Origin of the sequence: Xanthomonas sp. NCPPB 3583 (genome assembly GCF_041475715.2) — a bacterium.
GTDB classification, from domain to species: Bacteria; Pseudomonadota; Gammaproteobacteria; order Xanthomonadales; family Xanthomonadaceae; genus Xanthomonas; species Xanthomonas euvesicatoria.
In genome coordinates this window covers 1342541-1358619 of record NZ_CM191263.1, presented here as the reverse complement: position 1 = coordinate 1358619, position 16079 = coordinate 1342541, and the positions used below count along the sequence as shown (strand labels likewise).

Sequence of the window (16079 nt, the reverse complement as noted above, 5' to 3'; positions counted from 1 at the left end):
ACGATGCCGCTCCTGAATGCGCGTACGCCGCGTCGTATCGGTGCCAATCGCAGCCGTGGTCACTTTGCGTTGACCACAGCGCCGTCAAGGTGGTGGTCCTTCTCCTCAGCCATCGCCACGGGGTTCGCATGACTGCCACACCCGCCACTGCCCATGACACGGCGCCGGCCACTGCCACCACCAGTGCGCCGACCTACCCGGTCAACCTGCGCATCAACGCTCAGCCGTATCACTTGCAGCTCGAAGCCTGGGTGAGCCTGCTCGACCTGCTGCGCGACCGCCTCGACCTCACCGGCACCAAGAAAGGTTGCGACCATGGCCAATGCGGCGCTTGCACGGTGCTGGTCGATGGCCGCCGCATCAACAGCTGCCTGACCCTGGCCGTCATGCAGGACGGCGCCGACATCACCACCGTCGAAGGGCTGGCCGATGGCGACACACTGCATCCGCTGCAACGCGCCTTCATCGCCAACGACGCATTTCAGTGCGGTTACTGCACTCCGGGGCAGCTGTGCTCGGCCGTGGGCTTGATCAACGAAGGCAAGGCGCACGACCGCGACCAGGTACGTGAACTGATGAGCGGCAATATCTGCCGTTGCGGTGCCTATCCGCAGATCACCGATGCCGTGATGGAGGTGATGGGCAAGCCCAGCGACAGCAGCGACAGCGCGGCCACTCCGTGGACGCCCGGGACGGTGCCGGCATGATTCCGCTCACCTACACACGCCCGGACACCGTCGATGCGGCGCTTGGCGCCATTGCAGTGCGCAGCGGCGACACGCAGCCGGTGCCCTCCGAGGCACCGGTACGCTTCATCGCCGGCGGCACCAATCTGACCGATTTGATGAAACTGCAGCTGATGCGCCCCAGCAGTTTGATCGACATCAATCGGCTGCCGCTGGACAGCATCAGCACCCAACCCGACGGCGGCCTGCGCCTGGGTGCGTTGGCGCGCAATGCCGACACTGCATATCACCCGGAGGTGGAAACGCGTTACCCCTTGCTGAGCGCGGCGATTCTGGCCGGCGCTTCGCCGCAGATTCGCAACATGGCCAGCAATGGCGGCAACCTGCTGCAGCGCACGCGCTGCATGTATTTCTACGACCATGCCACCCCGTGCAACAAACGCGACCCGGGCACCGGCTGCTCGGCCATTGGCGGGCTGACCAAATACAACGCCATTCTCGGCACCAGCGCGCATTGCATCGCCACGCATCCATCGGATATGTGCGTGGCATTGGCCGCGCTGGATGCCGTGGTGCACGTGCAGGGCGCCAATGGCGAGCGCGACATTCCGCTCGCGCAGTTCCACCGTCTGCCTGGCGATCACCCGGAACTGGATAGCACCTTGGCGCCGGACGAATTGATCGTGCATATCGATCTGCCCGATGCGCAGCGCTTCGTTGCGCATAGTGCCTACCTCAAGATCCGCGAGCGCCTCTCCTATGCGTTCGCGCTGGTGTCGGTGGCAGCGGCCCTGGATCTGGCCGACGACGGCAGCATTCGCGAAGTGCGTGTGGCACTGGGCGGCGTGGCCCACAAACCCTGGCGCAATGCCGATGCAGAGGCACCGCTGGTCGGCCAGCCGGCCACTGCCGACACCTTCGGCCGCCTGGCCGATGCGCTGCTGCAGGGTGCGCAACCGCAGGGCGAGAATGCCTTCAAGCTGCCGCTGGCACGCCGCGCCATCGTGCGCGCATTGAGCGTTGCGCGCGAGGGCACCCTCGACAACCGCGGGCGCACCAGTGCGCTGGAGGAATCGCCATGAACGCACGCATCCCCGACCTGTCCGACAGCGCGCTGACCCCGCCGGTTGCCGACAGCGGCACCGGCTATCGCCCCACCGGCACCGGCGTCACGCGCATCGACGGACGCGCAAAAGTCACCGGCCAGGCGCGTTATGCAGCCGAATGGCCGGTGCCGGACCTGGCCTATGGCGTGGTGGTCAACAGCAGCATTGCCAAGGGTGAGATCGTTGCCTTCCATCTGGATGCAGCACGCGCAGTCCCCGGCGTGCTGGAGATCGTCACCCATGAAAACCGCCCGCACATGCGCGGCATGGACCTGTTCTACAAGGACATGACGGCGCCGGCCGGCTCGCCCTTCCGTCCGTTGTACGACAACAAGATCTTGTACAGCGGCCAGCCCATCGCGCTGGTGGTTGCCGAGACCTTCGAAGCAGCGCGCCATGCCGCGCATCTGGTGGAAGTGGAGCTGTTGCAGGACCCGCACGACACCAACCTGATGACCAACCTGGACCGTGCACACGCGCCCAAGCCGTTGAAGGCCGGATTTTCGCCGCCACCCAAGGACAAGGGCGATCCGCAGAGCGCATTCGACAATGCCGCGTGCCAGGTACAGGCCGACTACTACAGCGGCGTCGAGCACCACAACCCGATGGAATTGTTCGCTTCCACCGTCATCCGCGACGCCGACGGCCATTTCACCATTTACGACAAAACCCAAGGTTCGCAGAACAGCCGCTGGTACGTGTCGCACGTGTTCGGGCTGAGCAAGCGCAAGGTGACCGTGCGCAACCCGTACGTGGGCGGCGCGTTCGGCTCCGGGCTGCGCCCGCAGTATCAGTTGCCGCTGGCGGTGATGGCGTCGATCCTGCTGGATCGCTCGGTGCGCGTGGTGCTGACGCGGCAACAGATGTTCACCTTCGGCCACCGCCCGGAAACGCTGCAGCGGCTCAAGCTCGGCGCAGATCGCGACGGCACCTTGCGCTCGGTCTGGCATGAAGCCATCGCCGAAACCTCGCGCATCGAAGACTACGTCGAGGTGGTGGTCAACTGGAGCGGTCAGTTGTACGCCTGCGACAACGTGCACCTGGGCTACAAGCTGGTGAGTCTGGACCAATACAGCCCCATCGACATGCGTGCGCCCGGCGCCGCGCATGGTGTGCATGCGCTGGAAGTGGCGATGGACGAGTTGGCCTATGAGGTCGGCATCGATCCGTTGGCACTGCGCCTGAAGAACTACGCCGAGGTCAATCCGGCCGACGACAAGCCCTACTCCACCAAGGCGCTGCGCCAGTGTTACGAGCAAGGGGCTGAGCGCTTCGGTTGGGCGCAACGCCCCCTGCAGCCGCGCGCGCGCAAGGAAGGCAGCGAGTGGGTGGGCTGGGGCATGGCCACCGGGCAGTGGGATGCGATGCAGATGTTCGCGCGCGCACATGCGGCGCTGCATGCCGACGGCCGTTTGGTGGTCAGCAGCGCAGCCAGCGACATCGGCACCGGCACCTATACGGTGATGGCGATGATCGCTGCCGAAGCGCTGGGCCTGCCCCTGGAGCAGGTGACGTTTCAACTTGGCGACTCCACTTTGCCGGTTGCGCCGATCGAAGGTGGCTCCTCGCACGTCACCACGGTGGGCTCGGCAGTGGATGGCGTGTGCGCAAAGCTGCGCGGGCGTCTATTGCGCCTGGCCCAGGCCCTGCCGGACTCGCGCTTTGCCAAGGCCAAACCTGACGATGTGGTTTTTGCCGACGGCAAGCTGGCATTGCGGGCCGATGCCGGCAGCACCATCGCCTTGACCGACCTGCTGCGCACTGCAGGGCTGGAGCAGATCGAAGATAAGTTCCTCCTGCTGCCGAACGTGCTCAAGCAACGCAAATACACCCGTGCCACGCACGGCGCGGTGTTTGTGGAGGTCCGGGTGGACGAAGAACTGGGCACGGTGCGGGTCACCCGCGTGGTCAGCGCCGTTGCCGCCGGGCGCATCCTCAATCCGATCACCGCACGCAGCCAGATTGTGGGGGGCGTGGTCTGGGGCATCGGCCAGGCGCTGCACGAGCACACCCAATCGGACCATCGCTTCGGCCGCTTCATGAATCACGACCTGGCGCTGTATCACGTCTCCGCCAACGCCGACATTCACGACATCGACGTGATCTTCGCCGACGAAGACGACCGCGTCGTCAGCAGCCTGGGTGCGAAGGGCGTGGGCGAGATCGGCCTGGTCGGCGTGTCTGCGGCGATCTGCAACGCCATCTTCCACGCCACCGGCAAGCGCATCCGCAGCACGCCGATGACGCCGGACAAGGTGATGGCGGACTGACCTGCAGTGCACGTTGCGCTTGCAGTCAATGATTGGCGCCAAGGGTAGTGAAGTGATCCCAACAGTCGGGCCCAATGCAGCGATGCATTGGGCCTGCTGCCATGTCGGTCAGACGCATGGCCGTGCGATAGCGCGGCAAATGCGGCGCATGCCACTCGCAACCCTGTCATGCGCAGCGTCCTCTGCCTTATGTGTCGATACCGCTCGTACGCACCTGCACAAGCGGTCGTGATCGACAGGCAGGCATGTGGGTGATCAGCCTGGGCAGGCAGCGGCAAGTCGACCGCGATGCCAGAGACATCCCGCAACGCATCACAGCTTTCCGGCATCATCCGTTAGCTTCGTCCGTAGGCTGACGGGGGATCGCAGGCATGGCACTTCGTACGATGCGGCGCGGGCTTGCCAAACTGTTGGCCTATTGTCCGCGCAACACCTGCGCCAGAAACGGTGCGGTGCGGCTCCCACGATGGCGCGCCACGACATCCGGCGCTCCGGCCACCACGACCTTGCCGCCCGCACCGCCCGCGCCCGGCCCCATATCCAGCACCCAGTCGCTGCTGGCGGCCACGCGCATATCGTGTTCGACCACGATCACGGTGTTGCCTGCATCGACCAGCCCTTGCAACTGGGCCATCAAGGTATCCACGTCGGACGGATGCAGGCCGGTGGTGGGCTCGTCCAGCACGTAGACGGTGTCGCGCCTTTGGGCGCGTTGCAGTTCGGTCGCCAGCTTGATGCGCTGCGCTTCGCCACCGGATAGTTCGGTGGCCGGCTGGCCAAGACGCAGATAGCCCAGCCCCACTTCGCGCAACACCTGCAACGGGCGCAACACGCTGGCATCGTCGGCAAAGAAGATGGCTGCCTGATCCACCGTCATTTCCAGCACCTGCGCGATGTTGCGACCGCGTAGCGCGATCTCCAACGTCTTGGCGTTATAGCGCGCGCCGTGGCAGGTGGGACACGGTGCGTAGACGCTGGGCATGAACAGCAATTCCACATACACCGAGCCTTCGCCCTCGCAGGTGGCACAGCGGCCCTTGGCGACGTTGAAGGAGAACTGCCCTGGGTCGTAACGGCGCCGGCGTGCGGCGGGCGTGGCCGCAAACAGCTTGCGCACCGGGTCGAACAGGCCGGTGTAGGTAGCCAGATTGGAGCGCGGGGTACGGCCGATGGGTTTTTGATCCACGCGCACCAGGCGGCGCACCTGATCCAGCCCGGCAACAATCGCACCCTCCGACGGCACCTGCGTGCCGCGCTCCAGTGGATCCAGTGCTTCTTCGTCCTCTGCCTGCGCCTGCCCCAGATGGGCGGCCAGCAGTTCCACCAGCGCCTGACTCACCAACGACGATTTGCCCGAGCCGGACACACCGGTCACGGTAGTGAACACACCTAACGGCAGGTCCACATCCAGCGCGCGGACGTTGTTGCGGGTGATGCCGCGCAGCTGCAACCAACCGCGTGCCGCGCGCGCCTGGCGATGCACCTGCGGCGGCGTGCCGAACAGATAGCGCCGTGTGGAAGAGGCCTGCACCTGCTCCAATCCCGCGGGCGGCCCGCTGTAGAGCACTTGCCCGCCCTGCACGCCGGCTGCCGGGCCGACATCCACGATCCAGTCTGCATGGCGGATCACGCCCACTTCGTGTTCGACCACGAAGACCGAATTTCCGGCCGCCTTGAGTTGATCCAACGCACCCAGCAGCGCCTGCGCATCGGCGGGATGCAAGCCTGCCGATGGTTCGTCCATCACGTACACCACGCCGAACAACTGCGAGCGGATCTGCGTGGCCAGCCGCAGCCGTTGCAACTCGCCCGGCGACAAGGTGGGCGTGCTGCGCTCCAGGCTGAGGTAGCCCAGACCCAGCGCCTGTACGACGGCGATACGCGCGCGCAGATCCGCGGCGATGCGTTGCGCGGCGATCGCTTGTTCCGGATGTTGGCGCGCATCTTTACGCGTACCTTTGGATGGGGCGGCTTCGGCGGCGGGGCGCAGCAGCTCGGCCACCTCGTCCAGCGGGCGCCGCGACAGCTCCCCGATATCCAGCCCGGCAAAGGTGACCGACAAGGCCTCGCGGCGCAGGCGTTTGCCATCGCACTGTGGGCATTGCGTGCTGAGCAAATACTGCGCCACGCGCTTTTTCATCTGCGCGCTCTGGGTGGTGGCAAAGGTGTGCAGCACATAACGCCGCGCACTGGTAAAGGTGCCCATGTAGCTGGGCTCTTCCTTGCGCTTGAGCGCGCGTTTGACCTCGGCCAGGTCGTAACCGGCGTATACCGGCACCACCGGCTGTTCGTCGGTGAACAAAATCCAGTCGCGGGTCTTCTTCGGCAGCGTGTGCCATGGCACATCCACATCGATGCCCAGCGTGGTGAGGATGTCGCGCTGGTTCTGCCCATGCCATGCGCCCGGCCAGGCGGCGACCGCACGCTCGCGAATGCTCAGGCTGCGGTCCAGCACCATGGTCGCTTCGGTGGCGTCATAGATGCGCCCCAGGCCGTGACAGGTCGGGCATGCCCCCGCAGGCGTGTTCGGCGAAAAACCGTCGGCGTAGATGATCTCCTGCCCCGGCGGGTACTGGCCGGCACGCGAATACAGCATGCGCAATGAGTTGGAGATGGTGGTGACGCTGCCCACCGACGAGCGTGCACTGGGCGCGCCGCGCGCCTGCTGCAAGGCCACTGCCGGTGGCAGGCCATCGATGGAATCCACCTCCGGCACGCCTACCTGGTCGATCAGCCGCCGCGCATACGGCGAGATCGAATCCAGATAGCGCCGCTGCGCCTCGGCAAAGATGGTGCCGAACGCCAACGACGACTTTCCCGAGCCGGAAACGCCGGTGAACACCACCAGCGCATCGCGGGGGATATCCACATCCACGTTCTTGAGATTGTGCTCGCGCGCGCCGCGCACGCGCACCAGGCCAGTGGAAGACGTCGCGTTTGACATGACTACCGAAACCAGAGATCGACAAGACGCCAGCCTAGCGTGCGCGCCATGCAGCCGGTGTCAGCGATGGTGATCGAGCGCAGGCAACACCCAAGGTGCCAGGCGCTGCAGGGCGCATGCGGTGGCTGACGAGGCACGGGACGCATTCGTCAGATGGAGGTCGGACAGGGCCCAGCAACACATCTGCGCGTCGTACCTGCCGCTGCCGGACGTACCGCCGTCTCCCAGCGGCGCTCAGCCCAGCGCATGTGCCGGCGTCACCTGCTCACCGGTGTCGGCCAGGGTATGCATGCGCGTCACCACGCCACTGAACCACCGCGCGGTAGCGGCATTGCGTGTACGGAAGACCTCTTCCAGCGCGGCGTAATACCACAGCGTGCCTTCGCGCCCGGCAGTGAACACATCGAAGATGCCCTGACCGACGGCAGGATTTTCCAGGTCCTGCACGATGCTGCGCGCGTTATAGAGCTTGTCGCAGCCGGACACCAACAGCGCGCGCTCGGGCGTCTTGCGCAGGTGCGCAAGATAGGCCTGCTTGCGCTCGCGCCAATCGCGTTTGCGTGCGCGCTCGCTGTTGTCCACCTCGGCCTTGTCTTCGGCAGTGGCATCGGTGCAAGCCATCACGATATCGGCCACCGCATCGCCGAACTGCGCACGGATCGAGGCCTCGTGCCCGCCACCGCAGTCTTCCACCACATCGTGCAGCAGGCCGGCGATGGCTTGTTCCTCATCGCCGCCGCATTCCAGCACCAGCGTCGAGACGCCCAGCAAATGACTCAGGTAGGGCACCTGCGTGCCCTTGCGCACCTGCCCGGCGTGAGCGATGCGCGCGTAGTCCACGGCCAGGGCGTAGCGTTCGGTGAGAGCGGTCATGGGGCATCCGATGCGAGCGATGCGCCTAGTATCGCCGAGCCCGACTGCCGACAGGTGAGGATGCTGCCATGAGCGATTCAGGCTCAATCCCACGCGATTGCGGCCGATAGGTCTAGGCTGCACCTACGCTGTTCGATGACCTGACGCCATGACCACGCTTCCTGTCTGCAATGCCTGCCGCGACGGCCAGGACTTCCCCACCGCGATCACCATGGCCTTCCAGCCCATCGTGGACGTGTCCACCCGCAGCATCTACGCAGGCGAGGCGCTGGTGCGCGGCATCAACGGCGAGTCGGCCGGCAGCATCCTGGCCGCAGTGGATGAGCGCAATCGCTACGCATTCGACCAGGCCTGCCGCATCAAGGCCATCGAATGCGCTGTGCAGATTGGCTTGCCGGCGCTGCTGTCGATCAACTTCATGCCCAACGCGGTCTATAACCCCGAGCATTGCCTGCGCGCCACGCTGTCGGCCACTGCGCAATACGGTTGGCCGCTCGACGCCATCATCTTCGAGGTCAGCGAACAGGAACATCTCACCGATCCGGCGCATCTGCTCGGCATCCTGCGCACCTATCAGGCGCGCGGCATGAAAACGGCCATCGACGACTTCGGCGCCGGCTACGCCGGGCTCGGCCTGCTGGCCGAGTTCCAGCCGGATCTGCTCAAGCTGGACATCGCCCTGGTCCGCGGGATCGACACCGACCGCAGCCGCCAGGCCATCGTGCGCCACGTGACGCGCATGTGCGAAGAACTCGGCATCGCCGTCATTGCCGAAGGCATCGAACAACCCGATCAATACCGCGCCCTGCGCGACCTGGGCATCCACCTGCAGCAAGGGTATCTGTTCGCCAGACCGCAGATCGGCGAGCTGCCGAAGGTGCATTGGCCGCAGTAAGCTCACGCTTGTGCGTATGAACTAAGCAACTCAGCGCACCTAGCAGCAGGCGCCACTCGCCGTAACAGACCCACAACATCCGAACACAGCGGCAATGAAACGTGCGGAAGCCGCTCTTACGATTCCCTAATCCCGACTCCCGATTCCCGATTCCCGGCCGCCTCGCAAGCCAGCAGCGACCGCCGAACACCACGCGGCGCCGCTCACACATACCGCGGAATCGGCCCCAGCTGCGGCGTCTGATCCGGCAGCTCCACTTCCACTTCGTCCACATAGCACCAGCCCCAGCCTTCAGGCGGGTCGTAGCCTTCGATGATGGGGTGGCCGGTGGCGTGGTGATGCGCGGTGGCGTGGCGGTGGGGCGAATCGTCGCAACACCCGACATGGCCGCAGCTGCGGCACAGGCGCAGATGCACCCAGACGCCGTCGATGGCCAGGCACTCCTCGCAGCCACGCGCACTGGGAGTGACTGCATGGATTTGATCAGTATGGCGGCAGTGCCGGCTCATGCGCTGGTCGACTCCTGGGTGGCGCTGGCAAGTTCGGAGACCGGCACCGGGTTGGCCTGATGGGCGAGGTACTGATGGATCTGCGCGACCACGGCGGCGCCCTCGCCCACTGCGGCCGCCACGCGCTTGACCGAACCCGCACGCACGTCGCCGATGGCGAACACGCCAGGGCGATTGGTTTCCAGCGGCAGGCACGCCGGTACGCCGTCGCCACGCGCGGTGCCGGTCATGACAAAGCCGCGTTTGTCGGTGTCCACGCAGTCCTGCAGCCAACCGGTGTTGGGATCTGCCCCGACGAACAGGAACAGGTGCCGTAACGCCACGCGCGCGGTTGCACCGTCCTTGCGGGTGCGCAACACCGCGGCCTGCAGGCCGCGCTCGGGGTCGCCTTCCAGCGCGGCCACTTCGGTGCCGGTGTGCAGCTGCACGTTCGGCAACGCGGCGATGCGCTCGATGAGGTATTGCGACATCGAGCTCTCCAGCCCATCGCCCCGAATGATCAGGTGCAGTTCCTTGACCCGCGGCGCCAGGAACGCCACCGCCTGCCCTGCAGAATTGCCGCCGCCCACCAGCGCCACCACGCCGCCTTCGCACAGGCGCGCCTCCACCGGCGAGGCCCAGTACGAGACACCGTGGCCTTCGAAGCGATCCAGGCCCTCGATCTCCGGGCGCCGGTAACGCGCGCCGGAGGCGATTACCACCGTGCTGGCCAGCAACTGCTTGCCATCGGCAAGATCCAGCTTCAGCGCGCCATCGTCGCGGCCGCATTCCAACGTGGCCGCTTCGATCGGAATCGCCAGTTCCGCGCCGAATTTCAGCGCCTGGTTGTAGGCGCGCCCGGCCAGCGCCTGCCCGGAAATGCCGGTGGGAAAGCCAAGATAATTTTCGATACGCGCCGAGGCACCCGCCTGCCCGCCGATGGCGCGTTGGTCCAGTACCAGCACCGACAAGCCTTCGGATGCGGCATACACCGCCGTCGCCAGGCCGGCAGGGCCGGCGCCGACAATCGCCACGTCGTAGCGTTTGTCCGGGTCGATGTCCGGCGTCATGCCCAGGCAATGCGCAGCTTCGGCATCGCTGGGCTGGCGCAGCACGCGCCCGCTCGGGCACACCATCACCGGTAGGTCGTGCTCCTGGATACCCAGGCGCTCCACCAACGCGCGGCCTTCGTCGTCGGAGACATCCATCACCGTGTTGGGGTAGCCGTTGCGGGTCAAAAAGCCCTGCAAACGGGTCAGATGCGGATCGTCAGGCTCGCCGATCAGCACCGAACCCGACGCATCGCCCTCGATCAGCCCAACGCGGCGCAGGATCAAGGCACGCATCACCACTTCGCCCACTTCGGCCGAACTGATCATCAGCGCGCGCAGATGCGCAGTATCGAATGGCAGCGCCAGGCAGCCGTCCGGCCCGGCACGTCCAGCCGCCAGCGACGCGCGCCCGGCCAGCTGACTCACCTCGCCGGTGAACTGGCCGGGCGTGTGCCGGGTGATCGGCTTTTCGTTGCCCAGTCCGTCGCGGCGCACCACTTCGATGGCGCCCTCCAGCACCACCCACACCGGTGCATGGGCATCGCCGACCTCGAACACCGGGTCGCCCGCGTCGAACCGTTGCGCCGGCCCGCTGGCAAAGCGCCGGGTGATCGACAACTGGCCCGCGTCCAGCTCGGGAAACATCTGATGGTGGCGGGTCTGGTCCAAAGACATGCAGGGGCGACGCGGCTAGGGGATCACATGCAAGCATGGGCAGTGGTGATGGCAATGGCAATCACCCGAAATGGTCACTGATGGCCACGACAGCGCGCAGACGCCAGGCACGCGTAGGCGAGCGAGCGCTGCTGCCGGTCAGGCGCACGCAGCTGCTGTAAAGACCGCATACGCCCAGCATGCGGGACATCCAGCACGAAAATAACCTAGCGAGCAGTCCTCAGGCCGGGGGCGAACCGCACATGGCAAACGCAGTGCGGTGCATCCGGCACGAAGCAACGGCCGTGCGTCCCTGGCAGCAGCACAGGCGGTTTGCAAGCTGCCAATCAATCGAGCCCAAGCCTGTGCCTTACGATCGCACAGGCTCCCAGTGTGGCCCATGTTGCTCGGCCGCCATACGCTGGGCCGGGCGCACGCGAAACACCACACTGATGCGCTCGCCCACCGCGCGCGCGGTCTTGGCAATGCCGTGCGCGTGCGTGTGTTGCGAGGCGTGGCTCATCGCCAGCAGGCTCCCCGGCGCCAGCTCCAGCGCAACCGCCCGCGTGCTGCCGTCCTTGGCGCGCAGTTGCATCCGGCGCGGTGCACCCAGCGACAGCAGCGCAATCGGGTGCGGTGCCACCAGCGTGTGCAATGCGTCGTGATGCATTGCCACGCTGTCGCGCCCATCGCGGTACAGATTCAAACCTACCGCGTTGTATGGCGCCGGGAGCACCGCCTGCACCGCATCGAGCAAGCGCTGCAGCGGCAATCCCGCAGGCCATGCATCATCCAACCGATACGAGGCCAGCAAGCGCGGTACGTCCACGACCCGCTCGTACATTTCGCGGCGCTGGCTGCGCCAATCGGCACCATCGCGCAATGCGTCGAACGCCTCCTGCGCAAGTGCGGGCGGCAACAGCTGCGGCCAATAGCGCACGCCGCCTTGCTGGTCGTGCAGCACCTGCAGCGGTGCGATGGGAGCGTTGAACAGATCCATCAGCGCGATATGCGGGCGCCTGCCGCCGATTTCAGCGCCACGCTGTCATCACGCGTGGCGCCAGCCCGACCAGTTCAGCTTCACGCTACGGTACGCAAAGCGCCGCACCGTGTTCACGCACGACGATCAAGCATGCCTGCTCGTTTTTGTGGAGACATCGCATGCATCGCACCCCTCCTGCCCACGTGGTGATTTCCGGCGCGTCCAGCGGCATCGGCCAAGCCACTGCAGAAGCATTCGCCGAACGAGGCGCGCGCCTGGTGTTGGCTGCACGCGGCGAAGAAGCCCTCAATGCGGTTGCCGAACGCTGCCGTGCGCGCGGTGCCGAAGTCTTGGTGGTGCCCACCGACGTCAAACAGGCCGAACAGGTCAAGGCACTGGCCACCAGCGCGCAGAGTTTTCTGGGCCGCATCGACCTGTGGTTCGGCAATGTCGGGGTGGGCACGGTCGGCAAATTCCACGAGGTACCGATGGAAGCAAGCGCGGCCGTCATCCACGCCAATCTGCTCGGTCGCATGCACGACGCCCATGCCGCCATCCCCATCTTCGTCGAACAAGGCCACGGCATCTTCGTCAATATGATCTCTTCGGGCGGCTTTGCATCCACGCCGTTTGCAGCGGCGTACGGCGCCAGCAAATTCGGCCAGCGCGGCTTTTCCGAAGCGTTACGCGCCGAGTTGAGCGACTACCCGCATATCCACGTGTGCGATGTGTACCCGTATTTCGTCGACACGCCAGGCCTGACCCATGGTGCCAATTACGTGGGCCGGCGCATCAGCGGGCCGCCGTTGATGCTGGACACCCGCACCGTCGCGGCAGCTGTCGTGCGCCTGCTGGACCGGCCACGCAACACGGTGGTGTTGGGCACCGCCGTCCATGCGATGCGCCTGGGTCATGCGCTGGCACCGCAGACCCTGGCGCGCGCCATGTACCGTATCTTCAAGCGGTATTTTGCGCAGGCACCACAGGTGGCGCGATCCAGCGGCAATGTGTTCGCAGCGCCCGGCATTGCCGGCGGCATCGACGGTGGCTACCGGCGGCGCCCCGCGTTGCGGGCACGCTCTGCGCGCGACAAGATGTTGATCGGTGCGGCCGCTGCAGCAGTCACGGGTTTGGCAGTGCTGGCTTTACGACGCAAGTGAGTCGCTGAAGTCTGCAATGCCGTGCCGACAATTGCGCGTTTGCCGGCGATTTCCAGACGCTGCGGCAACGCGGGAAAGTAGACCAGCCTCAATGCGACACCACCGCAGCAAGCGCGTGCGCCGCCGTGCATGCCGATCGGCACACATCGTGACGCCGTGAGTGATCAGCGAACCCAACCATGGCCGCGAGGGCCATCGCACCCTCCAAGAGCGGCTAACAAACGTAGCGCGCAGCCGTCGGGTGGGCGCGGACGGCGCGCTCATCACCGCAGTGTCCGCGTGGTACATGCCGATTCCGGGCACCGGCCGCGCCCGCCTGGCGGCTACGCAATGGCTTTTGTTGGCGGCTCCAGGGTGTAGCGCGCCCACGCAGCTGTGCTACGGTCCGGCGCTGCATCCGCCTGGAGCATCTGCATGTCGCCTCGCTTGATCGCCCCGCGTCGGGCCCGTTGGCTGGCAGTGCTTGCCGCTGTCGTCGCAGTTTTCGGCAACGCCGCGCCGCGCACGCCTGCAACTGCCTTCGACGCGGTAGACCCGTTCATCGGCACCGGCGGCGAAGGCCATACCTATCCTGGCGCCACGGTGCCATTCGGTATGGTGCAGCTGAGCCCGGATACGCAAATCAAGCCGCGCAAGGACGCCTACGGCTGGGCGGCCGGCTACCGGCACAGCGACACCACCATCGTCGGGTTCTCGCACACGCATTTTTCCGGTTCCGGGCATTCGGATCTGGGCGACATCCTGCTGATGCCGCAAGCTGGCGCCATCAAGTTGGAACGCGGCGATGCCAGCAAGCCGGGCAGCGGCTATACCGCGCAGTTCGACCACACCAGCGAACAGGCGCAGCCCGGCTATTACGCAGTGACCCTGAAGGACCGCAACATCCGCGCCGAACTCACTGCCAGCGCGCGTGTGGGCGTGCACCGCTACCAATTTCCGAAAGGTACGCCGGCGCATGTGCTGGTCGACCTGCGCACCAGCCTGTACGACTACCCCGGCAAGGTGCAGTGGTCGCGGCTGCGGGTGCGCAGCGATGGCACGGTGACCGGCTTTCGCGAAACGCGCGGTTGGGCGCCCGGCCGGCAGCTGTATTTCGCCATGCGCTTCTCGCGCCCGCTCACTGCCACGCAACTCCACGACACCGAACAGGACATCCCCTACAAGGGGTTCCCACCGCCGGGCGAAAAGAATCCTGCACAGCGCGCGCAGATTGAAGGCCGGCAACTGGTCGGCGTATTCGATGTCACCAACGACGGCACGCCGCTGGTGGTGAAGGTGGCGCTCTCGCCAGTCAGCGAGGCCGGTGCCATCGCCAACCTCGATGCCGAAATGCCCGGCTTCGATTTCGATCGCGTACGCGCCGATGCACGCGCGCAATGGACGCAGGCGCTGTCGGCGATCGATGCACAAGGCACCACGCAACAGCGCACCCAGCTCTACACCGCGCTGTATCACACCCTGCTGGGGCCAACGCTGTTCATGGACAGCGACGGCCGCTACCGCGGGCCAGACAATGCGGTGCATCAAGCAACTGGCTGGACCAACTATTCCACCTTCTCGCTGTGGGACACCTACCGCGCCCTGCATCCGCTGCTCACCCTGGTGCAGCCGGCACAACGCAGCAGCGACGTGGTCAATTCGCTGCTCGCCTCGCGTCGCCAAAGCGCCTACGGCATCCTGCCGGTATGGGCATTCCACGGCCTGGAAACCTGGTGCATGATCGGCTACCACGCCGTCCCGGTGATTGCCGACGCGTACATGAAAGGCATCGGCGGCTTCGATGCAGAGGAAGCCTTGCAGGCCATGGTCGCCAGCGCCAACTACGGCCCTTACGATGGCATTGCGCAATACCGTGAGCTGGGCTACGTGCCCATCGACGAAGAAGGCGAAGCCGCATCCAAGACGCTGGAATATGCCTTCGACGACTGGACCATCGCGCGCATGGCCGACAAGCTCGGCAAGCCCGCCATCGCGGCAGAATTCAGCAAGCGCGCCGGCAACTGGAAGCACGCCTTCGACCCGGCCACCGGCTACATGCGCGCGCGCACCCGCGCCGGCACCTTCCGCGAGCCGTTCGACCCATCTGCCAGCGGCTACGGCAGCGACTACACCGAAGGCAATGCGTGGCAATACTCCTGGTACGTGCCGCAGGACGTGGCCGGGCTGGCTGCCGCGCATGGCGGCGACGACACATTGCTTGCCCGGCTGGATGCGGTGTTCGATGCCAAGGTGGACCCGAAGATCTTTGAGCACATGGAAGACATCACCGGCCTGATCGGCTGGTACGCGCACGGCAACGAACCCAGCCACCACGTTGCCTATCTGTATGCGTACGCAGGCCAACCGTGGCGCACGCAGGCGCGCCTGACCCAGATCATGCGCAGCCAGTATCACGCAGGGCCCGAGGGCCTGGCCGGCAACGATGACCTCGGCCAGATGTCGGCCTGGTACGTGTTCACCACGCTGGGTTTCTACCCGGTGGCGCCCGGCAGCAACCAGTACATCATCGGCCGCCCGTTCCTGCCGCGCGCCACGCTCAACCTGCCCAATGGCAAACGTTTCGCGATCATCGCCGAGGGCTTGAGCGATGCACGCAGCTACGTCGGTAGCGCCACGCTCAATGGCACACCACTGACTCGCGCTTACGTTACGCACGAGGAAATCCAGACCGGCGGTGAACTGCGTTTCCGGATGCAGGCGACACCGAATCAGCAATGGGCCACCGACCCAGCGCAGCGGCCGTATTCGATGTCGGCGCAGCTGCAATGATCCAACGCAATTGCAAGGTAGCGGCCGGATGATCCTGTAGCGATGCAACCCGCAGCAGATGCGGTGTCTGCGCGGCCCCGAGCTGACGCTCGCTAGGTTTCGTTAGCGGCATCGGCAGTGGCACTCGCTTTCTGACTCGGTAGCAGATCCGCATGCGCAAGCCGCACGCAGCGCGTTCCACCACCGCTACCATGTCGCCA

11 protein-coding genes and 1 other RNA gene are annotated in these 16079 nt (G+C 65.8%); 6 read left to right on the top strand and 6 right to left on the bottom strand.

The features are described 5' to 3' along the window. Positions 1 to 128: 128 nt before the first annotated feature. From ACCQ07_RS06130 to ACCQ07_RS06120, 3 genes are read left to right on the top strand one after another with little or no spacing between them, the layout of a single operon-like run. Positions 129 to 707, top strand: coding sequence for a (2Fe-2S)-binding protein (locus ACCQ07_RS06130; protein ID WP_005916366.1), 579 nt, complete (start codon positions 129 to 131; stop codon positions 705 to 707). Next, positions 680 to 1768, top strand: a complete 1089-nt coding sequence (locus ACCQ07_RS06125) for an FAD binding domain-containing protein (protein WP_008574115.1) — start codon at positions 680 to 682, stop codon at positions 1766 to 1768. Before ACCQ07_RS06130 ends, ACCQ07_RS06125 begins: the two co-directional genes overlap by 28 nt. Continuing rightward, a complete protein-coding gene (locus ACCQ07_RS06120; RefSeq protein ID WP_372363902.1) occupies positions 1765 to 4062 on the top strand; it encodes a xanthine dehydrogenase family protein molybdopterin-binding subunit in 2298 nt (765 codons plus the stop codon). Before ACCQ07_RS06125 ends, ACCQ07_RS06120 begins: the two co-directional genes overlap by 4 nt. A 415-nt stretch (positions 4063 to 4477) precedes the next feature. Here the strand turns inward: ACCQ07_RS06120 and ACCQ07_RS06115 are convergent, their stop codons facing one another. Together ACCQ07_RS06115 and ACCQ07_RS06110 are read right to left on the bottom strand one after the other, a co-directional pair. After that, entirely contained in the window at positions 4478 to 7006 is a 2529-nt protein-coding gene (locus tag ACCQ07_RS06115) for an excinuclease ABC subunit UvrA (RefSeq protein WP_338338717.1), read from the bottom strand. A gap of 234 nt (positions 7007 to 7240) precedes the next feature. Further along, positions 7241 to 7879, bottom strand: a complete 639-nt coding sequence (locus tag ACCQ07_RS06110; protein WP_277574270.1) for an HD domain-containing protein — start codon at positions 7877 to 7879, stop codon at positions 7241 to 7243. A gap of 148 nt (positions 7880 to 8027) precedes the next feature. Here ACCQ07_RS06110 and ACCQ07_RS06105 point away from each other — a divergent pair, with 148 nt between their 5' ends. Continuing rightward, the gene (locus tag ACCQ07_RS06105; protein ID WP_057680990.1) at positions 8028 to 8774 is read left to right on the top strand and encodes an EAL domain-containing protein; all 747 of its coding nucleotides are present in this window, start codon (positions 8028 to 8030) and stop codon (positions 8772 to 8774) included. Between the two features lie 203 nt (positions 8775 to 8977). On the opposite strand, the gene ACCQ07_RS06100 is transcribed toward ACCQ07_RS06105, so the two are convergent. The 3 genes from ACCQ07_RS06100 to ACCQ07_RS06090 all read right to left on the bottom strand — a co-directional run bounded on the left by ACCQ07_RS06100 (position 8978) and on the right by ACCQ07_RS06090 (position 11968). Then, on the bottom strand, positions 8978 to 9283 hold the full coding sequence (locus ACCQ07_RS06100; protein WP_372353761.1) for a UBP-type zinc finger domain-containing protein: 306 nt from the start codon (positions 9281 to 9283) through the stop codon (positions 8978 to 8980). Beyond that, on the bottom strand, positions 9280 to 10989 hold the full coding sequence (locus ACCQ07_RS06095) for an FAD-dependent oxidoreductase (protein WP_031421519.1): 1710 nt from the start codon (positions 10987 to 10989) through the stop codon (positions 9280 to 9282). The genes ACCQ07_RS06100 and ACCQ07_RS06095 overlap by 4 nt, the downstream gene beginning before the upstream one ends. 349 nt (positions 10990 to 11338) lie before the next feature. Then, complete coding sequence (locus ACCQ07_RS06090; protein ID WP_372363901.1) at positions 11339 to 11968, bottom strand: alpha-ketoglutarate-dependent dioxygenase AlkB; 630 nt, start codon at positions 11966 to 11968, stop codon at positions 11339 to 11341. A gap of 161 nt (positions 11969 to 12129) precedes the next feature. Between ACCQ07_RS06090 and ACCQ07_RS06085 the strand changes: the two genes are divergently transcribed. Then, entirely contained in the window at positions 12130 to 13110 is a 981-nt protein-coding gene (locus ACCQ07_RS06085) for an SDR family oxidoreductase (protein WP_136733018.1), read from the top strand. A 212-nt stretch (positions 13111 to 13322) separates the two neighbouring features. On the opposite strand, the gene ACCQ07_RS06080 is transcribed toward ACCQ07_RS06085, so the two are convergent. Continuing rightward, a non-coding RNA gene (locus tag ACCQ07_RS06080) (sX9 sRNA) lies at positions 13323 to 13398 on the bottom strand. A 126-nt stretch (positions 13399 to 13524) separates the two neighbouring features. Between ACCQ07_RS06080 and ACCQ07_RS06075 the strand changes: the two genes are divergently transcribed. Next, the gene (locus ACCQ07_RS06075; RefSeq protein ID WP_372363900.1) at positions 13525 to 15879 is read left to right on the top strand and encodes a GH92 family glycosyl hydrolase; all 2355 of its coding nucleotides are present in this window, start codon (positions 13525 to 13527) and stop codon (positions 15877 to 15879) included. Positions 15880 to 16079: the final 200 nt, after the last annotated feature.